General features: G+C 62.2%; 14 protein-coding genes. 9 read left to right on the top strand and 5 right to left on the bottom strand.

The genetic code is table 11. The features are described from left to right. The first annotated feature begins 63 nt into the window (after positions 1–63). Positions 64–1,002: a TerC/Alx family metal homeostasis membrane protein gene (locus ACIX9_RS04095; RefSeq protein ID WP_013579213.1), complete on the top strand. Its 939-nt coding sequence runs from the start codon at positions 64–66 to the stop codon at positions 1,000–1,002. A gap of 4 nt (positions 1,003–1,006) precedes the next feature. On the opposite strand, the gene ACIX9_RS04090 is transcribed toward ACIX9_RS04095, so the two are convergent. Further along, a complete protein-coding gene (locus tag ACIX9_RS04090; RefSeq protein ID WP_013579212.1) occupies positions 1,007–1,717 on the bottom strand; it encodes a VIT1/CCC1 transporter family protein in 711 nt (236 codons plus the stop codon). 137 nt (positions 1,718–1,854) lie between these two features. Here ACIX9_RS04090 and ACIX9_RS04085 point away from each other — a divergent pair, with 137 nt between their 5' ends. The 4 genes from ACIX9_RS04085 (at position 1,855) to ACIX9_RS04070 (ending at position 9,395) form a co-directional block, all read left to right on the top strand. Continuing rightward, on the top strand, positions 1,855–2,652 hold the full coding sequence (locus ACIX9_RS04085; RefSeq protein ID WP_013579211.1) for a DUF5666 domain-containing protein: 798 nt from the start codon (positions 1,855–1,857) through the stop codon (positions 2,650–2,652). Further along, positions 2,652–6,164 (top strand): TonB-dependent receptor, encoded by a 3,513-nt coding sequence (locus ACIX9_RS04080; protein ID WP_013579210.1) that lies wholly within the window; start codon positions 2,652–2,654, stop codon positions 6,162–6,164. Before ACIX9_RS04085 ends, ACIX9_RS04080 begins: the two co-directional genes overlap by 1 nt. Before the next feature lie 63 nt (positions 6,165–6,227). After that, positions 6,228–8,402: a VWA domain-containing protein gene (locus tag ACIX9_RS04075; RefSeq protein ID WP_013579209.1), complete on the top strand. Its 2,175-nt coding sequence runs from the start codon at positions 6,228–6,230 to the stop codon at positions 8,400–8,402. An 87-nt stretch (positions 8,403–8,489) separates the two neighbouring features. Further along, entirely contained in the window at positions 8,490–9,395 is a 906-nt protein-coding gene (locus ACIX9_RS04070; protein WP_013579208.1) for a tetratricopeptide repeat protein, read from the top strand. Positions 9,396–9,499: 104 nt separating this feature from the next. Here ACIX9_RS04070 and ACIX9_RS26290 read toward each other — a convergent pair whose 3' ends face one another. From ACIX9_RS26290 to ACIX9_RS04060, 3 genes are read right to left on the bottom strand one after another with little or no spacing between them, the layout of a single operon-like run. Further along, a complete protein-coding gene (locus ACIX9_RS26290; RefSeq protein WP_013579207.1) occupies positions 9,500–9,655 on the bottom strand; it encodes a DUF5522 domain-containing protein in 156 nt (51 codons plus the stop codon). Between the two features lie 3 nt (positions 9,656–9,658). Continuing rightward, entirely contained in the window at positions 9,659–14,275 is a 4,617-nt protein-coding gene (locus ACIX9_RS04065) for a DEAD/DEAH box helicase (RefSeq protein WP_013579206.1), read from the bottom strand. A gap of 35 nt (positions 14,276–14,310) precedes the next feature. Next, positions 14,311–14,886, bottom strand: a complete 576-nt coding sequence (locus tag ACIX9_RS04060) for a KdsC family phosphatase (RefSeq protein WP_013579205.1) — start codon at positions 14,884–14,886, stop codon at positions 14,311–14,313. A gap of 153 nt (positions 14,887–15,039) precedes the next feature. Between ACIX9_RS04060 and ACIX9_RS04055 the strand changes: the two genes are divergently transcribed. The 4 genes from ACIX9_RS04055 (at position 15,040) to xth (ending at position 17,975) form a co-directional block, all read left to right on the top strand. Further along, positions 15,040–15,633: a hypothetical protein gene (locus ACIX9_RS04055; RefSeq protein WP_157477288.1), complete on the top strand. Its 594-nt coding sequence runs from the start codon at positions 15,040–15,042 to the stop codon at positions 15,631–15,633. 71 nt (positions 15,634–15,704) lie between these two features. Then, entirely contained in the window at positions 15,705–16,811 is a 1,107-nt protein-coding gene (gene dinB / locus ACIX9_RS04050; protein WP_013579203.1) for a DNA polymerase IV, read from the top strand. 40 nt (positions 16,812–16,851) lie between these two features. After that, positions 16,852–17,220 carry a hypothetical protein gene (locus ACIX9_RS04045; protein ID WP_013579202.1) on the top strand — a complete coding sequence of 123 codons (369 nt, stop codon included), beginning with the start codon at positions 16,852–16,854 and terminating at the stop codon, positions 17,218–17,220. A gap of 11 nt (positions 17,221–17,231) precedes the next feature. Then, on the top strand, positions 17,232–17,975 hold the full coding sequence (xth, locus tag ACIX9_RS04040) for an exodeoxyribonuclease III (protein WP_013579201.1): 744 nt from the start codon (positions 17,232–17,234) through the stop codon (positions 17,973–17,975). On the opposite strand, the gene ACIX9_RS04035 is transcribed toward xth, so the two are convergent. Next, positions 17,968–18,441: an NUDIX domain-containing protein gene (locus ACIX9_RS04035; protein WP_013579200.1), complete on the bottom strand. Its 474-nt coding sequence runs from the start codon at positions 18,439–18,441 to the stop codon at positions 17,968–17,970. The two genes, xth and ACIX9_RS04035, sit on opposite strands and share 8 nt — an antisense overlap. Positions 18,442–18,508 lie beyond the last annotated feature (67 nt).

Genomic DNA, 18,508 nt, shown 5'->3' with positions numbered 1-18,508 from the left:
CTTGAACACACGCAATCGTATCCGGCACCGGGTCTCAGGGCAAACAGTTACCATCAAAGGCACATGGCAACTCCGTTGAGTCATTGGATCGGCTTCCATCTTGCGCTGGTGGTTCTGCTTGCGGGCGAGCTTCTTTTCTCGCGCGTTGGGATGGCGCGGCTGGGGGAGACGGAGAAGCTGCGGCGGCAGCATCGGAACGCTGTTGTGGCGACGGTGATGTGGGTTGCGGCTGCGTTTGTGTTTGCGGCGTTTGTCTGGAAGACGATGGATGGAGCGAACGCGACGCAGTTCCTGGCGGGGTATGCGCTGGAGGAATCGCTCTCGATCGACAACCTGTTTGTGTTTCTGCTGCTGTTCAAGGTGTTTCGGATTGAGGCGACGCATCAGCCACGGGTGCTGTTCTGGGGAGTGCTGGGCGCGATCGTGATGCGGGGGGCGTTCATTGCGGCGGGGATTGGGCTGCTGACGCGCTTTCACTGGATCAGCTACGTGTTTGCGGTGCTGCTGCTGGTGGCGTCTGTGCGGCTGGTGATGCCGGAGAAGGAAGAGGACGCGGACAAGCCGCCGGCTTGGATTGGGTGGGTTTCGCGGCTGCATCCTGTGTCGATGACGCAGAAGAGCTTTTTTGTGCGGGAGAACGGTCGCCGCATGATGACGATGCTGTTCCTGGCATTGATTGCGATTGAGTTCTCTGATGTGGTGTTTGCGCTGGATTCAATTCCAGCGGTGCTTTCGATAACGCGGCATCCGTTCATTGCGTATACGTCCAACATCCTGGCGGTGATGGGTCTGCGGAGCTTGTTCTTCCTGCTGGCTAAGGCGCTGAAGCAGCTCCGGTACCTGCATTATGGGCTGGCTGCGGTGCTGGCGTTTGCGGCGGTGAAGATGCTGGCGGCGGAGTGGTATGAGGTTGGGCCGCTGGTCTCGCTGGGGGTGATTGTGGGGATTCTGGCGCTGACGATTGCGGTGTCCTTGATTCACAAAAAACCTGAGGTGGTGTGATGGCTCAGGCGTGGTTGAGGAGACGGGCGAGGGCGTAGGCTGCTGCGGCGGCGGCGCCTCCGATGAGGGTGGTCTGGAGTGCGCTGCGGAGGGTGCCGGTGCCTAAGAGGCGCCCCTTGATGGCTCCGAAGATGGCGAGGGCCAGCAAGGTAATGACTACTGAGAGGCGGAGGGCTGCGGCGTTATCGCTAAGGAGCATGTATGGGAGCAGGGGGATGATGCCCCCGGCGATGTAGCTGGCGGCGATGGTGGCGGCGGAGAGATGGGCTCGATTGGCGGCGGGTTCTTCCAGGCCGAGTTCGAAGCGCATCATGAAGTCGACGTAGGCGGTTGGGTTCTGCTGGAGGGCTTCAAGGACCGGGGTGGCGGCGGGGCGGGAGACGCCGTAGCGGGCGAATATCTCGTAGATCTCTTCTGCTTCATCTTCGGGGCGGGTGACGACTTCGTCTTGTTCGCGACGGAGTTCCGAGGCGTAGTGCTCGGCGTCGCCACGGGCGGCGAGGTATCCGCCGAGGCCCATGGCGATGGAGCCGGCGGCGATCTCTGCGAGGCCGGCGAGGACGACGAGGTGGGCGTTGGATAGAGCGCCGGAGAGGCCTGCGGCGAGGGCGAAGGGGACGGTGAGACCGTCGGAGAGGCCGATGACGATGTCGCGGACGGTTTCTGTGGATTGGAAGTGATGTTCGTGATGATGATGGGATGGTACCGGCGGCATGGGCAAAGTTTATCCCATGCAATCGTATCCATAATTGTATTCAATTAGAAGATTGAGGGGCGAGTCTTTCTGTCGCGAAGCTCGTCTGTATGATTAGTTTCCCCAAGCAAGTCATTTCAAGAGCAGGATGGTGTTCCGTGAAGGCTGGGACGTTGATTCGCAGGTGTTTCTGGACGGTGGTTCTGGTGCCGGCTTTGGCTTTGGGGCAGGTGGGAACGGATCAGCAGCCCGCGGTGGCGATGGGCGCGGGGCGGATGGTTCGGGGGACGATTACGGCGGTTGCGCCGGATCACCTGACGGTGAAGACGGAGAGGGGTGAGGTGTTCCAGGTGGCGGTGACACCGAATACGCAGGTGCGTAAGGGGCGCGATCCGATAAAGTACGCGGACGTGCATGTGGGCGATGGTGTAGGGGCGATGGGTGAGGTGGATCGTCCGAACAAGACCGTGCATGCGATGTTTGTGACGGTGGTGGACGCGGAGCAGATCAAGAAGGCCAAGGAAGCGATGGGCAAGAGCTACATCGCGGGTAAGGTGACGGCGATCGACGAGGTGAAGCTGACGATTCTGCGCGCGGATGGGGTGACGCAGGTGATCCAGGTGGATGAGGACACGTCGTTCAAGCGCGGTGGGCGCGGGATGCAGATGATGATGGGGGACGGTGGGTTGGGTGCGGGTAGTGGCGGTGGGCGGCGGGGGCAAGGTGCTGCGGGTGGCGCGGGTGCTGCGCCAGGGGGCGATGGCGAGAGCATCACGCTGGGGGATGTGAAGGTGGGGGATATGGTTGGGGGGCCGGGGGCGCTGAAGGGTGGGGTGTTTGTGCCGACGGAGCTGCGTGTGGGTGAGCCGGGTGCTCGGCGTGGGGGTCGGAGGCAGGGTGAGGATGGGGCTGCTGCTGCTGGCGGTGCTGCCAAGCCTGCTCCGGAGACGAAGTAATGGGGATGAAGCGTGGGTTGATGGTGGCTTTGCTGGCTGGAGTGCGGGTGGCTGGTGGGCAGGATGCTCCTGCTGTTACTTCGGCAGTGCAGGCTCCGGCGGCGGCAACCGCGGGCGGGACGATCAAGGGCTTTGTGAAGGCGGGGACGGTGCCGCTGCCGGGCGTCGCGGTAACGGCGACCAATACGCTGACGGGCAAGAAGTATGCGACGACGACCGATGTCAACGGCGCGTATGCCATGACGATTCCGCGCACGGGGCGGTATGTGGTGAAGGTGGAGTTGGCGGCGTTCGCTTCGCTGACGAAGGAGGTCAGGATCACGGCGGAGGCTACGGATCAGGTGGCGGAGTTCGGGATGGAGCTGGCTTCACGGGCGGCGGCGCAGGAGGCTGCGGCGACGACCGCGACGACCAGGGCGTTGGCGAGTGCGATTGGGCGTGGGACGCAATCTTTGAGTGTGCTGGGGGGTGGGGACCTGGGGGAACAGACGGATGCTACGGCGGGCGGCGGGGTGGTGGGGGCTTCCCTGCCCTCGTTGAGTGGGCTGGGGGACGCGGGCGGAGGGGACTCGGTTGCGGTGAGTGGGCAGGTAGGGCAGACGAATGGGTTGGCGGGGATCAATGAGGATGATCTGCGGCAGCGGATTGAGGATATGCAGGCTAGGGCTCGGGCGCAGGGTGGTGGAGCGAGTGATCAGTTGGATGCGGTGGTGGGGATGCTGGGCGGGCTGATGGGTGGGGCTGGGCCGGGTGGTGGCGGAGGACGTGGTGGACGAGGGGGCGGTGGTGGTGGACGAGGCGGTGGGGGTGGCGGGTTCAGAGGGTTCAATCCGACGACTCCGCATGGGGCGATCTTCTATCAGGGCGGCTTTCCGGCTTTGCAGGCGCAGCAGTCTTCCGTGCCGAGCCTGCTGGCGCTGGAGAACGGCGGATTGCCGCAGCAGCCGCAGCCGTTTTTGAGCTCGCAGCAGAACCGGTTTGGAGTGAGCCTGACGGGGTCTCCGGGGATACCGGGGCTGGTGAAGGCGAGTTCGAAGCAGTTTGTTTTTTTGAATGTGACCGGGGTGCGGAACATCTCGCCGCAGAACTACACGGCTACGGTGCCTACGCTGGATGAGCGTGGACAGGCGCTGGTGAATGGGGCTCTGGTTAATACGGATGCGAATCTGTCCGGTGCGCCGAGGGCGCTGCCGATCTATAACCCGGTGACGGGGACGCAGTATGTGGGGAGCATTATCCCGAACGCGCAGATCACGCCGCAGGCTCGGGCGCTGCTGAACTACTATCCGCTGCCGAATATCAATGGGGCGACGACGCAGAACTACCAGGAGGTGACGACCTCCGGGACCAACTCGACGAATGGGTCACTGCGGTTTGTGAGGAACTTTGGGGCGGGCGGGTTTGGACCGTTCGGCGGTGGAGGCGGCGGTGGGCGCAGGTCACAGGCGAATGCGCCGAAGACGCTGCGGCAGAACTTCAATGCGAACTTCAGCTTCTCGCGCGCGGCAACGGATGCGAGGAACTTCGTGCCGATCCTGGGCGGGAAGACGCAGACGAATGGGTATGGGCTTTCTGCAGGGTACACGGTTGGGTATGGGCGTGTGACGAATAACGCGACGCTGAACTGGAACCGGTCGAACACGGAGACGAGGAACTACTTTACGGGGCAGTCGTTGAATCCTACGGCTGCGGCGGGGATCGCGGTGCCGAGCCAGAGCGCGCAACTGGCGCAGCAGGGGTTTTATAACGGCGTGCCGCGGATTGGGCTGACGACGTTCAGCAGCATCAGCGAGACGGTGCCGGTGAGCCGTATCAACCAGACCATCTCATTCAGCGACTTTGTGAGCTATGGGCATAAGAAGCACAACTATCGGTTTGGGGTGGATCTGCGGCGGGTTCATGCGGATCAGTTGGGTGGTAACAATCCGCTGGGAGCGTTTACCTTCTCGGGGTTTGTGACGGAGAGCGCGAGCGACAAGGGGAACACGTCGACATCTCAGCCTGGGTCCGGTTCTGCACTGGCGGATTTACTGCTGGGACAGCCGCAGCAGACGACGATCCAGGCAGGGCTGTTCAAGACGTATCTGCGGGCGAACATCGGGGATGCGTATGCGCAGGATGACTTCAGGCTTGCACGCGGACTGACGCTGAACTATGGGCTGCGGTTTGAGTACTTCTCGCCTTATGTGGAGAAGTACAACCGGCTCTCCAATTTGGATCACAATGCGGACTTTACGAGCGTGGATGCAGTGCAGCCGGGTGGGACGGGGACGTTTGGCGGTAAGTATCCGCGGTCGCTGGTGAACCCGGACCGTAATATGTTCTCGCCGCGGTTCGGTGTGGCGTGGCGACCTTCGTTCCTGAAGGAGACGGTGATCCGGGCGGGGTATGGGATCAACTTCAATACGGGGCAGTTCGCTACGTTTGCGCAGTCGCTGGCGTTCCAGCCGCCGTTTGCGGTGACGCAGAACAATGTGTTGGCGACGACTGCAAACGCTTCAGGATGCACGATTGCGAATATGACGCTGGCGAACGGGTTTGGCTGCTCGAGCAAGGCGATTACGAATACGTATGCGGTGAACAAGGACTATCGGTTGGGGCATGTGCAGGTCTACAACGTGGATATCCAAAAGTCTCTGCCGCATGGCGTGGTGGTGAATGTTGGGTACAACGGGAGCAAGGGCGGCGACCTGGACGTGGTGACTGCGCCGAATGCTAACGCGACTACGGTGACGACCGGGAACGCGCAGGCGTTTACGTTTGAGGATTCGGCGGCTTCGTCGCGGTTGCAGCAACTTGTGGTGAGTGCGCGGAAGAGGCTGGAGAAGGGCATCTCACTGCAACTGCTTTATCAGTATGGGCACGCGATCGATAATGCGAGCTCGATTGGCGGCGTGGGCGTGAATGGGGCTTCGACGGTGCAGAACAGCCGACGGCTGGACTTGGAGGAGAGCAACTCCAGCTTTGATGTGCGGCACAAGCTGACGGGAAACTATGTGATCGAGTTGCCGTTCGGGCCGAACCGGGCTTTCCTATCGAAGGGTGGTGTGGCTTCGAAGATCATGGATGGATTCTCCGTCAGCGGGGACTTTACGTTTGCGACGGGGTCCTACTTTACACCGCAGTTCACGAACAGCGCGGCCGAGCTGGCGGCGGGTGGTACGGCTACGTTTCGTCCGGACCGGGTGTTCTCACAGCCGATCAATGCGGGCGCCAAGAACATCAACCAGTGGTTCAATCCGGCGGCGTTTGTGGCTCCTGCGAGCGGGTATGGGACGGCTTCGCGAAACTCGATTGAAGGGCCCGGGACGATTGCAGCGGACCTGACTTTGAGCAGAACGGTGCAGCTTGGGGGGACGCGATCGATTGAGGGCCGGTTCACGGGGATGAACGCATTCAATACGGTGCGGTATAGCGGGATCGATACGAGTGTGACTTCGGCTTCGTTTGGGCAGGTGACGAGCACGGCTTCGGCACGGACGGTTACGTTTCTGGCTCGGTACAGGTTCTAGAGACAGTGATGAGGCAGTGGTTGGGTAGTGTTGATGCAGTGATGAGGCAGTGTGAGGTTCACGATGGCGTTATGGCGTAAGGGTGTCGGTTTGGGGTTGGCGGCGGTGATGGCTCTGGGGCCGGCGATGGCTGCTGCCCAGGATGCGCAGCAGCCGCAGACGTTTACGCTGCGGGTGGATTCCAACATCGTGCTGACGAATGTGATTGCGCGCGACAAGAAGACCGGTGCGGTGGTGAAGGATCTGAAGGGGTCCGACTTTACGATTCTGGAGAATGGCAAGCCGCAGAAGATGGCAAGCTTCGACTACCAGAATGTGGATCAGGCGGCGGTGCTGGCTGAGAAGAGCACCGTGAGCGGGAAGGCGAAGATTGCGGATCTGCTAAACCGGGATCTGGCGGCCGATCCGAAGGATTTGCGGGACCATCGGCTGATGGTTTTCTTCTTCGACATCAGCAGCATGCAGCCGGAGGATATCGATCGGGCGGTACAGAGCGCGCAGGATTTTGTGAACAAGAAGATGCAGCCGGCGGACCTGGTGGCGCTGGTGAGTCTGGATACTGGACTGACGATGGATCAGGACTTCACGGCGGATAAGGCTGCTCTTCTGAAGGGGCTGGGCAAGTACAACGGGACGCAGTCCGCGGGGTTTGCGGCGGGCGGGACGACGGGCTCGACCGATGCGACGGCGGATGATGGATCGACCTTTGCCGCGGATGACAGTGAGTATGCGGCGCTAAATACCGACAAAGAGTTGTATGCGATTCAGCAGATTGCGAAGAGTTTGGAGCGGGTGGATTCGCGTAAGAGCATGTTGTATTTTTCCGGTGGGCTGACGCGGCAAGGCATTGAGAATCAGGCGAGCATGCGGGCTGCTACGAATGAGGCCGTGAAGGCGAACATGGCGATCTATAGCGTGGACTCGCGTGGGTTGGAGGCGCTGCCTCCGGTGGGGAATGCATCGACGGGAAGTCTGCGGGGGACGGCTGCTTATAGCGGCGCTTCGATGCAGAGTAACCTGCAGGGCAACTTCGCCTCGCAGGAGACGCTGGGGACGCTGGCGTCGGATACGGGTGGCAAGTTCTTTAGTGACTCGAATGACTTTGCTCCAGTGTTTCAGCAGGTACAACATGACACGGAGGCTTATTACATTCTTGGATTTCGCTCAACTAATCCGGCGCGGGATGGGAGCTTCCGGCACCTGACCGTGAAGCTGAACCGGAACGATGTGAAGTTGGAATACAGGCCTGGGTATTATGCTCCGGCGGACTTCCAGCACTCGAAGACGGAGGACCGCGAGGTTCAGTTGACGGAGCAGTTGCGCAGCGATCTGCCTGCTACGGATGTTTCTGTTTACCTGCAGGCGCTTTACTTCCGGATGGAGGATAACCGGTTCTTTGTGCCGATCAGCCTGATCGTGCCGGGGTCTCAGATTCCGTTCCTGAAGAACGGCGATAAGGACAAGGCGACGCTGGATGTGGTGGGACAGGTGAAGAACGCGCAGGGCATCGCGGTGGGGAACATACGCGATACGGTGAAGCTGGCGCTGGATGCGGCGCAGCAGGTGCAGCGGAAGAACATCCAGTACTCGACTGGCTTTACGCTGGCGCCGGGGCGGTACCACCTGAAGTTTGTGGTTCGGGAGAACCAGACGGGGCTGATGGGGAGCTTTGAGACGGATCTGAATGTGCCGGATCTGAAGAAGGTGCCGATGAAGCTGAGCTCGATTGTGCTGGCGAGTCAGCGGGTGCCGAATGCGGATAAGAAGGCGGTGAATCCGTTGATCCGGGATGGGGTGGAGTGGATTCCGAATATTCCACATGTGTTCCGGCAGGATCAACACCTGTACTTCCTTTACGAGGTCTACGATCCGGCGCACCAGAAGGCTGAGACGGCAGTGGTGCCGGCAGGCATGACGCGGCGGCCGCCGATTGGCGGGGTGCGGGTACTGACGAGCATCGAGTTCCTGCTGGGGGGCGTGAAGGTCTACGAGACGCCGCTGGTGGAGGCTACGGCGATCAACAGTCCGGAGCGCGGGGCGGTGTCGTTTCAGTTCGACGTGCCGCTGGCTCCGTTGAAGCCGGGGACGTATGTGTGCCAAGTGAACGTGATCGACGATGCGGGTGGGAGCTTCAGCTTTCCGCGGCTGGCGATGCAGGTGAATGCCGCGGGTGGGGTGGCTCCAGTTTCTCCGGCTGCGGTTCCAACGGCCGCGGGTGCTCCTGCGCCTGCGCCATAATTTTCCCTTGACGAAGATCAATGGGAAGCGCAGTATGTTGGCCTGCCTGGATAGTCAGCTACATGCGCGACCTGGAGGTCGAATGTCATGGATACGCGGCGCATCATCACTTCCCTACTGATTGGATTTACGGCTCTCTTAGCGCTGGACCCTGGGCTGCTTGGACAGGGGATGCGGAGCGCCGGCGATATGGCGAAGCTGGAGCGGCACCAAATGCCGGACTGGCTGTTGCTGGAGCCGTACCTGCCTGATCCGAGGACGGCTACGGCTGCTCGCCTGGAGCTTGAGGGGGATGTGCTGCGGGCACGGCGGTTCGACGAGGATGCGCTGGAGTACTACCAATTTGCGTTGAATCGGGGCGGCGATGTGCCTCGCTTATTGAACCGGATTGGGATTACTCAGTTGACGCTGTCTCAGCCTGCGGCTGCGCGGCTTTATTTTGCTAAGGTGGTGGCGCTGCAGCCGAAGGTGGGGGCGGGGTGGAACAATCTGGGGGCTACGGAGTACTTTGCGGGGAACTACCGGAGTGCGCTGACGGACTACTCCAGGGCGGTGAAGTTCGAGAAGAGGAATGCGGTGTTTCATGCCAACCTGGCTACGGCTTACTTCCAGTTGAAGGACTATGAGAGCGCTCGGCGGGAGTTTGCGAAGGCCTACAAGCTGGATGCGAATGTGTTCCGGCCGGATGGGGGGAATGGGATTCAGGCGAGGGTGCTTTCCGCGACGGAGCGAGGGCGGTTTTGCTTTGAGCTCGCGAAGGTGGCGGCACTGGGGCATGACGATGTGGCCGTCATGGCTTGGCTGACCAAGGCGAGCGAGGCGGGGCTGGATCTGGGGGCGGAGATGGTGGGGGCTCGGGGGCTGGAGGCTTACCGGGTCGATCCGCGGGTGCTGCTGCTGGAGCAGAATGCCAAGGCGATGGGGTCGTCGAAGCGGGCTCTGGCTTCGGTTGCTGTGCCGACGTTGCCGGCGGAGTTGAGTAAGCCGGATTGAGGAAATCGACCCCTTGCCCCTACCAGGGGAAAAGTATCTAAAGTCTTCTATCCATGAGGGTTAAGTCTGGACTTCAGGCCCCGGGCCCGATCATGGCACGCACTTTATTTATAGGGGCAGTGACGGCAGTCTGAGTTGCAGCAGTAGCCGCGTTTGAGGTGGTAGGCGGCGGTGAAGACCATGTAGGGACCGTCGAAGTAAAAGTCTTCGGGGGAGAGTTCGGTTGGGTCGGCCTGGTCTTCCGGGATGGGTTGGGTCATCGGCTATTGGAATAATCCTATGGTGGATGGCTCAGGTGTGGGCTGGGTGAAGGTGGATTCGGGTTCAGGAGATGAAGGTTTGGTGGGGTCTTGGACACTGACACCGTTGCGGAACTTTGTGGAGCGGCCTGGGACGGCGGGGACGCGGTCGCCGGGGATGACGATTCCGATGAGGTTCATGGGGTCGGCTCCGGCTACGGTGATCTCGTGGTCGGAGGCCTGGTTGCGGGAGGCGCGGAGGGAGTCTACGGCTTCAGCAAGGGCGAACTGCTCGCCGCTGAAGCCGGTGACGAAACGGCCTCCGCGGAGTTCGCCGCGGGCTTCCAGGCGGCGGAGGATGGGGAGGAGATCGCGCCATTTGGGTGCGTTGGATTCGCGCTCGAGGAGGTCACGGAAGAGGACACCGTAGCGACAGAGGAGCATGCGGGCGGCGGAGTCGTGTGCGGCGGATTGGCGGCGGGCGTTGGCGATGGAGTGGGCCTGGGCTTCGGCTCTACGGGCTTCAAAGGTAGTATGAGGAACCCACGTCCCAGAATCGGGACGTGGGGCACCCGGATTTTCGCTGGGTCCATGCTCTTCGCATAGGAGGGACCAGCGGCCTGCGGTGGTGCGAGCGGCGGATTTGCGGGCTAATGTGGTGGGGGTTGCGGCGGCAGCTTTGCGGCGGGGGTCCATCATGCCGCGGAGTTGGTCAAAGCCGTCTGCGGAGGCGAGGCCGGCGGTGGCTAGCTCCCAGAGGGCGTGCTGGGTCTGCTGGCGGGTGAGGCCGGTGATGCGCTGGAGGTCGTTGGAGAAGCAGGCTCCGCGCTGGGCGAGGAGGGCCCGGATGGTGAGGGCGTCCTGGCTTAAGGCTTTGAGGAGATTGGATTCGTCGACGCATTGGGCCGCTAGTGCGGCGGGGAGCCACTCGGCTGATTCACGGATGTAGAAGGTGATGGGGGCGGCGTTGGTGGGGATGACGCGGCGGGGTGCTCCGCCGTCTCCGGTGGACCAGGCGGGGTGGGGGGAGACTCGGCCCCAGCCTACTGCGCCGGAGAGGCAGAGGGAGTCGAGCCAGCGGGGGTCATAGTTGGCGACGCGGGCGGGGAGGAGGGTGCGTTCCCACTCGACGGCGGGGGCTTCAAAGCCTTCTAGTTTGGAGAGGACTTCTAATAGGCCTTCTTCGCCAGAGAGTTGAGTTTGCGGGGCGAGGTGCTGCCAGCCGAGGAGCCAGCGCATGTAGACGGCGGGGGAGACGGGCTCAATCTGTTTGCGGAGGGTGCCGAGGGTGAGGCGGTGGATGCGCTGGAGGATGCGGCGTTCGCACCACTCGATCTCGTGGTCGATTTGTGTGGGGGGGAGTTCGAAGGTGCCTCTTAGTAAGAGGCCCTGGAGTTCCATGGTTAGGAAGGATTGGAAGATTTGCGCGGGGGAGAGGTTGAGGCGGGTGGCCAGGGCGTTGGCGGTGGTGGGGCCGAGGATTTGGAGCCAGCCCTGGACCAGGGAGAGGGTGGCGGATTCTGGGGTGAGGGGTAAGGGTTGTGGCGCTTCGGGCGAAATACTGAGGTTCTGAGCTTCGCTCAGAATGACGGCCTGAGGGGGAAGGACGGTCGAGGTGGTGGTGGGAGAGGTGAAGAGGGTGGCTACCGATTGAAGGCGTTCGGTGGGGACCCAGCAGGGTTTGCCGGCGCAGTCTATGGTTTGGACGCGGTTGGTGCGGAGGAGGCGCTCGTAGAAGATGGGCCAGTCCTGGACGGGTTCGGTGTCGAGGGTGGCGAGGGGGAGGATGGTGAGGGTGAGGAGGAGGTCGTGGAGCTCATGTTCGTCGCGGAGATCAGGCCACAGCTGGCGGCGGACGGTGTCGATGGCGGCCTGGTCGAGGCGGCCTGCGTCTTCGGCTGTGGCGGGGAGGCCTCGGCGGAGAGTGGTGGCGCGGGCACGGCGCTCTTCGGCTCCGGCTTCGTCGAGGTAGGCGTAGGGCATGGCGTTGATGAGCTCATGCGCGAAGACGGAGGGGATGGGGGAATCGACGGCGAGGCAGCGGATGGTTCCCTGCTCGATTCCGCGCAGGATTTCTATGAGGCCTTCGAGGTCCATCGCCTCCTGGAGGACGTCCTGCATGACCTCGCGGACGAGGGGGTGGTCGGGAATTTCTATGTCGCCGACGATGGTCTCAAAGCAGGCTGCGGCCTGGGGGAAGACGTTGGCCATGAGATCGTCGGAACGGGTGCGCTGGATTTGCGGGGCTATGCGCTTGCCCTTGGACATGCGGAGCAACTGTAGGGAGCGTCCGGCGGCCCAGCGCCAGCGGTTTTTGAAGATGGGGCTGGCGATGGCGGCTTGCTCGAGGAGTTCCTTGGCGGTGTGCTCGGTGAGGAACTTGAAGACGTCTGAGAGCGGGAAGGAGTGCTGCTCGGCGAGGGAGATGTTGATGCCGTTGTCGGTGGCGGCGGCCTGGAGCTCGAAGTTGAAGCCTCGGCAGAAGCGCTTGCGCAGGGCGAGGCCCCAGGCCTTGTTGACGCGACCGCCGAAGGGGGCGTGGAGGATGAGTTGCATGCCTCCACCGTCGTCGAAGAAACGTTCGGCGATGATGGTGGTTTTGGAGGGGACCGCGCCCAGGGCGGCTCGGCCGGAGACGATGTAAGTGATGAGTTGGAGGGCGCCGGCTCTACAGACGCAGGTCTCTTGTTGGAGCCAACTTATGGTTTCTTCGATCTGTTGATGCGGGGTTGGATTCTGTAGATCCCACGTCTCAGAATCGAGACGTGGGGCACCCAGATTGAGGAGATCTGCGGGGGCTACCTTGCTTGTGCGGGCGGCGATCTCTTCGCGGAGGGTGCCTACGCCGTCTGAGACTACGCTGGTGCGTTGGGGGGCTTCGCCTTCCCAGAAGGGGATGCTGGGTGGGGCTCCGTGGGCGTCTTCTACTAATACGCGACCGACCGCTTCTACCTTCTGGATGCGCCAGCTCGAGTTGCCGAGGAGGACGACGTCGCCGGGGGAGGAGTCTACGGCGAAGTGCTCGTCCAATGTGGCGATTTGTAACCCTTCCGGTTGCAGAATGACGGCGAAGTTGCTGACGTCAGGGATGGCACCGCCGTTGGCGATGGCGATCATGCGTGCGCCGCGGCGAGGGTGGAGGTGGCCCTGGACTCCGTCGCGAAGGAGGTATGCGCCGTAACGGCCGCGGCTGGATTCTATGCCGTTGTGGAGGAGGTTGAGGAGTTCTTCAAAGTGCGGGCGGGTGAGATCGCGGTAGGGATAGGCTCGGCGGACGATGTTGTAGAGGGTTTCTTCAGGCCAGGGCTCGGCACCGCACATGGCGACGATCTGCTGCATGAGGACGTCGATGGGGGCGGGGGGGATCTCGAGGAGGTCGAGTTCGCCGGCGTGCATCTTGCGGATGAGGGCGGCCTGCTCGAGGAGGTCGTCGCGAGTGGTGGCGAAGAAACGACCCTTGGGGATGGCTCCGCGCCAGTGGCCGGCGCGGCCTACGCGCTGCATGGCGACGGCGACGGCTCGGGTGGTATTGATCTGGCAGACGAGGTCTACGTTGCCGATGTCGATGCCGAGTTCAAGGGAGCCGGTGGCTATGAGGATTTTTATTTGCCCATTTTTTAATCGCTGCTCGGCATCGAGGCGGAGGCCTCGCGAGAGGGAGCCGTGATGGGCGGCTACGTCCTCCGGGCTTAGGCGCTGAGAGAGCTCAAAGGATATTTTTTCTACGAGGCGGCGGGTGTTGACGAAGACCAGGGTGCTGCGGTGATGGTCGGTGAGGGCGGCGAGCTTGTCAAAGATCTCCGTCCACATGGCGGTGCTGGCTACGGAGCTTAGTTCGTCGCTGGGGATTTCAATGGCGAGGTCGAGATGGCGGCGCTGGCCCACCTGGACGATGGTGGCGGGCTTGCGGGTGGGATGGATGCCGGTGAGGAAGTCTGCGATGAGGGAGATGGGGTTCTGGGTGGCGGAGAGGCCGATGCGTTGTGGCGGTGTGGCCAAGCCGGTGAGGAATGCGCCGGGGGTGAGGGTATTTTCGCCGCAGACGAGGGCTTCCAGGCGTTCGAGTGAGAGGGTGAGGTGTGCGCCGCGTTTGTCGTCGGCTACGGCGTGGATCTCGTCGACGATGATGGTGCGGACGCGGCGGAGGTTTTCCCGGGATTTGCCGGCGGTGAGGAGGATGTAGAGGGATTCAGGCGTGGTGACGAGGATGTGGGGCGGGTTGCGGAGCATGGCGGCACGGTCTTTGGTGAGGGTGTCGCCGGTGCGGACGCCGGTGCGGATCTCCGTGGAGAGGTAGCCGCGTTCGAGGGCGAGATGCTGGATCTCGCGGAGGGGTGCGTCGAGGTTCTTCTGGACGTCGTTGGAGAGGGCTTTGAGGGGGGAGACGTAGAGGACTTCCGTACAGGGGGCGAGGGTTCCGGCGATGGCTTTGCGGAGGAGCTGGTCGATACAGACGAGGAACGCTGCGAGGGTTTTGCCGCTGCCGGTGGGGGCGGAGATGAGGGTGGTTTCGCCGGCGAGGATGCTGGGCCAGCCGGCTATTTGCGGCTCGGTGGGGGTGCCGAACTTGGCCGTGAACCACTCCTGGACGACGGGGTGTGCCCACTGGAGCGCGGTCTGGAGTTCGGGTTCGGCGACCATGGGGTGATTCTAGCGCGTTCGCGGTTTGTTCGCCTCTATTGATTTCCTGGGCCGGCGATGGGGGTGGATTCTGCGAGGTACTGCTCGATGGCCTGATCCAGGGTGCCCTGGGCGGTGAGGATGAAGTCGATGGCGTCACGGCCTGCGCCCTGGCCGCCGGGGTTGGGGGTGATGTAGTGGGCGGCGGCTTTGACCTGGGGGCGGGCGTTGGCGGTGGCGATGGCGAGGCCGCAGAGACGAAGGACGGGGAGGTCGACGATGTCGTCACCGACGTATGCGATCTGGGTGAGGGCGAGGCCGGTTTTGGCCTGGATGTCATAGAGGGCGCTGGGTTTGTGGTGCTGGCCCTGGTAGATGAACTCCATCTTGAGGTCTCGGGTGCGGATGGCCACGGCCTGGGTGTGGCGCTTGGTGATGATGCCGGTGCGGAGGCCGACGAGACGGGCAAAGGCGATGCCGAGGCCGTCGTGGGCGGAGAAGGATTTGATTTCGGTGAAGGTGCCGTCGCCGGTGGGGTGGACGGTGATGTCGCCGTTGGTGAGGACGCCGTCTACGTCGAAGAGGAGGAGCTTGATGTTGCGGGCGCGGGTGAGGGCTTCCTGCGGATTCATAGGTTGATTGTATGGACGGATGACCCGAAGGTGGGATTGCGAATTTGTCCGATTGCACTGTTTTTGTGTTGTGGGATGGGGCGGGCGGGGGGAGAATGGAGGGGTACGTAAAGCCCGGCCGAACATCACGGCTGAATGGGGCAGGTGATTCGCATGACTGTTGTTGTCTTGGTTGGCTTCTTCCTTATGCTGTTGGCGCCTTGTGTGATCGCGATCGTTGGAGGTCGCGAGAAGAAAGAAAAGATTGCTGCGACGCCGGTGGTTCCGGTGGCGGCGGCTTTCGACGAGGATTTGGATCTTCCGGTGCGGGTGCCGGGGGATATGAGTCATCTGACGCCTGTTGCTCCGTATGTCGCTGAAACGGAGATGGCGGTTGCTCCGGTGCGTCGTCCGGCGATGGGTTACCAGGAGTCGGTGCCTTATGGGGCTCCGCAACGGGTGCCTCGGCGGGATCGGGATCTGAAGAGCATCGTGGCTGAGGCCGAGAGCGAGGCCATGGTGGCGCATGCGATGGCCGCACAGGCGAATGCGGCGGCGATGGCGGCTACGGCGCGTGCGGCGCAGGCTCGGGCGCAAGCTGCGGCGGAGCATGCGGTTGCGGCGAACAAGGCTGCGATGAATCATGCGGCGGCGGCTCGGGAGCGCGAGGAACGCGACGAGCTGGATGAGTTCTTGAGTGTGGAGCCTACCTGGCCGGAGTTGACGGTTGCGGTGAGTTCCGACGGGAAGTCGCAGCGGGCGGCATAGGCCGACGCGGGGACGCTTTTCATTCTCCTTTTGTTCGCTTATGATGGAGCTGTCGCGAGAGGCAGCTGCGGATGGAGATCGAACAGGTGTCGGCGGAGCGGCGGGAGGGCGGTTCCGGCCGGAAGATCGTTCATGTGGATATGGACGCGTTTTATGCGTCGGTGGAACAACGCGACGATGCGGGGCTGCGGGGGCGGCCGGTGGTGGTGGCTTGGAAGGGGCGGCGCTCTGTGGTGTGCGCGGCTTCTTATGAGGCGAGGCGGTTTGGGGTTCGGTCTGCGATGCCTGCTGTGACTGCGGAACGGCTATGCCCGGAGGCAATCTTTGTGCCGCCGGACTTTACGCGGTACAAGGCGGTATCGCGCGCGGTGCGGGAGATCTTTGAGCGTCACACGGATCTGGTGGAACCGCTTTCGCTGGATGAGGCCTACCTGGATGTGACCGAGAATAAGTTGGGACTGGCGACGGCGACCCGAGTGGCGAAGATGATCCGGGAACAGATCCGCGAGGAGTTGAACCTGACAGCGTCGGCGGGGGTGGCGCCGAACAAGTTTCTGGCGAAGATTGCGTCCGACTGGAAGAAGCCGGATGGGCTTTTTGTGATTCAGCCGCACGAGGTGCAAGGGTTCCTGATGCCGCTTCCGGTGGGACGGATTCCGGGTGTGGGGAAGGTGACGGAGGAGCGGATGAAGTCGGTGGGGATTGCGACGGTGGGGGATCTGCATGCGATGGACCATCCGACGCTGGAGCAGCACTTTGGGCGGTATGGGCGGCGGCTGTATGAGCTGGCTCGGGGGGTTGATGAGAACCCGGTGGTGGCGAACCGGTCCAGCAAATCCTTGTCCGCGGAGGACACGTTTGAGAAAGACATTCCGCTGGCAGAGACTGAGCCCCTGGTGCGCAGGCTGGCGGAGAAGGTTTGGCTGGCCTCCCGGCAGAATGCTCGGATGGCGAGGACTGTGGTGCTGAAGCTGAAGACGAAGGAGTTCAGTACGCTGACGCGGAGCCTGACGCCGCTCGCGATGCCGACGAGCGCGGAGATGCTGGGCGATGTGGCTGTGTTCTTGTGCAGCCGGGTGGAGTTCGGGCCGGAGCAACTTTTTCGCCTGGTGGGGGTGGGGTTGAGCACTTCCAGGTGGAGGCGGAGGCGAGGACGCCGCTGTTTGGGGAGTCTGTAGATGTAGCGGAGGAGACGGTTCCGGCATCCTAGTGAGAGTTATGACAACGAAGAAGATTGCGAATGTTGCCGATCATGCCAAGCCTAAGATCAAGCTCAAAGCCCGCTTGAAAACTGAGTCGCAACCTGCTTCGACCTCTCTTTATCATGGGCTAAATATGGTCCTTCATGCGGTGCGGAGTATCGCGCAATATGAGGATGCTCTGTGTGAACTGGCCCATGAGGCAAAGGGGAGCGAGGCACTGTCGGCTGGAGCCAATGAGACTTTGCGAGGGATTCTGGCGAAGATTCCTTCAGACGAATATCTGCGGGAGCTGGATGTGGTGCGTGCGTTGGTGGGCTCGGACCCGAAAGCTGCGCCGAGGAAGAAGGTTCAAGTGAAGAAAGCCGGGAGGGCGTCATCGAAGTAGCGAGCTGGAATGTGAATTCGATTCGTGCCCGGGCGGAGCATGTGAAGAGGTGGCTGGCGGCTCGGCAGCCCGACGTGCTGCTGTTGCAGGAGCTGAAGGGGACGGAGTTCCCTGCGGAGTGGTTTATGGAGCAGGGGTACCACTCCGCTGCGGTGACGCAGAAGGCATACAACGGGGTGGCGATCGTCTCTCGCACGCCGCTGGAGGTGGTGAGTACGACGCTGGCAGGCGATCCGGAGGACAGTCATGCGCGGTTTCTGGAGGCGATGATCGATGGGATGCGGGTGGTGAACATTTATCTGCCGAACGGCAATCCGGTGGGGACGCCGAAGTTCGAGTACAAGCTGGCGTGGATGGACCGGCTGATGGAGCAGATGAAGGTGTGGTTGGGGGACGGGGTGCCGACTGTGATTGGCGGCGACTTCAATGTGATTCCGGAGGAGATCGACTGCCATAAGCCGGCATCGTGGGTTCACGACGCGTTGTTTCAGCCGGAATCCCGAGCACGGTACCGGGGAATGCTGGAGCTGGGGTATACGGATGCGTTCCGAACGCTGCATCCGGGACTGGGCGGACAGTTCACGTTCTGGGATTACTTCCGGCAGGCGTTTGAGAGCAACCGTGGGATTCGGATCGATCACTTTCTACTGACGGCGGAGATGGCAGGGAGGCTTGAGAGCTGCGAGATCGACCGGGGACCGCGGGGGGAGGCTAAACCCTCCGATCACACGCCGATTGTGGTGCGGTTCAGGTAGCTAGCGTCTCTTGCTCCAGTTTGTCGAGGAGCGGAATCTGTTCTTCGCGGATGAAACGGCGGCCAGAATCGAAGGAGAACCAGCGGCCACGATCTATTTCCGGGATTTCGATGCGTTTGCCGGAGCGCGGCGGCCACTCGATGAAACAGGTGTTGCTGACGAGGTGATCCGGGTTACAGTCTCCGGCGAAGGCCCAGGCGATGACGAGTTTGCCGCTCTTCTGCCGGATGGAGCCGAGGCTATGGAAGGGTGGTGCTGGGGTGAAGCCGGTCTCTTCCAAGAACTCGCGCTGGGCGGCGAGGAGGGGCTCTTCCTCTTGGTCATATTCGCCCTTGGGCAGGGTCCACGCGCCCGCATCCTTTTTAGCCCAGATGGGTCCGCCGGGATGGACGAGAAAGACCTCCGGTTGGGCGGCGGTGATGCGGTACATTAGGAGGCCAGCGCTGCGTTTGGTGTTTTTGCTCATGGGGTTCAGTAGACCGAAGGCCTGGGCGCTGGGTCAATGGGTGTCGGCAGAGTCGCTGATTGCCTTG

The sequence above is a fragment of the Granulicella tundricola MP5ACTX9 genome (assembly GCF_000178975.2).
GTDB lineage: Bacteria > Acidobacteriota > Terriglobia > Terriglobales > Acidobacteriaceae > Edaphobacter > Edaphobacter tundricola.
Note: the sequence above shows the minus strand (reverse complement) of the source record. Positions and strands in the feature narration are given on the sequence as shown.

Excerpts from the sequence above, each read along its gene's own strand:
- ACIX9_RS04080 (WP_013579210.1), top strand. The coding sequence starts at position 2,652 with ATGGGGATGAAGCGTGGGTTGATGGTGGCTTTGCTGGCTGGAGTGCGG.
- ACIX9_RS04055 (WP_157477288.1), top strand. The coding sequence starts at position 15,040 with ATGACTGTTGTTGTCTTGGTTGGCTTCTTCCTTATGCTGTTGGCGCCT.
- ACIX9_RS04065 (WP_013579206.1), bottom strand. The coding sequence starts at position 14,275 with ATGGTCGCCGAACCCGAACTCCAGACCGCGCTCCAGTGGGCACACCCC.
- dinB (WP_013579203.1), top strand. The coding sequence starts at position 15,705 with ATGGAGATCGAACAGGTGTCGGCGGAGCGGCGGGAGGGCGGTTCCGGC.
- ACIX9_RS04075 (WP_013579209.1), top strand. The coding sequence starts at position 6,228 with ATGGCGTTATGGCGTAAGGGTGTCGGTTTGGGGTTGGCGGCGGTGATG.
- ACIX9_RS04070 (WP_013579208.1), top strand. The coding sequence starts at position 8,490 with ATGGATACGCGGCGCATCATCACTTCCCTACTGATTGGATTTACGGCT.
- ACIX9_RS04060 (WP_013579205.1), bottom strand. The coding sequence starts at position 14,886 with ATGAATCCGCAGGAAGCCCTCACCCGCGCCCGCAACATCAAGCTCCTC.
- ACIX9_RS26290 (WP_013579207.1), bottom strand. The coding sequence starts at position 9,655 with ATGACCCAACCCATCCCGGAAGACCAGGCCGACCCAACCGAACTCTCC.
- ACIX9_RS04035 (WP_013579200.1), bottom strand. The coding sequence starts at position 18,441 with ATGAGCAAAAACACCAAACGCAGCGCTGGCCTCCTAATGTACCGCATC.
- ACIX9_RS04045 (WP_013579202.1), top strand. The coding sequence starts at position 16,852 with ATGACAACGAAGAAGATTGCGAATGTTGCCGATCATGCCAAGCCTAAG.
- ACIX9_RS04095 (WP_013579213.1), top strand. The coding sequence starts at position 64 with ATGGCAACTCCGTTGAGTCATTGGATCGGCTTCCATCTTGCGCTGGTG.
- ACIX9_RS04090 (WP_013579212.1), bottom strand. The coding sequence starts at position 1,717 with ATGCCGCCGGTACCATCCCATCATCATCACGAACATCACTTCCAATCC.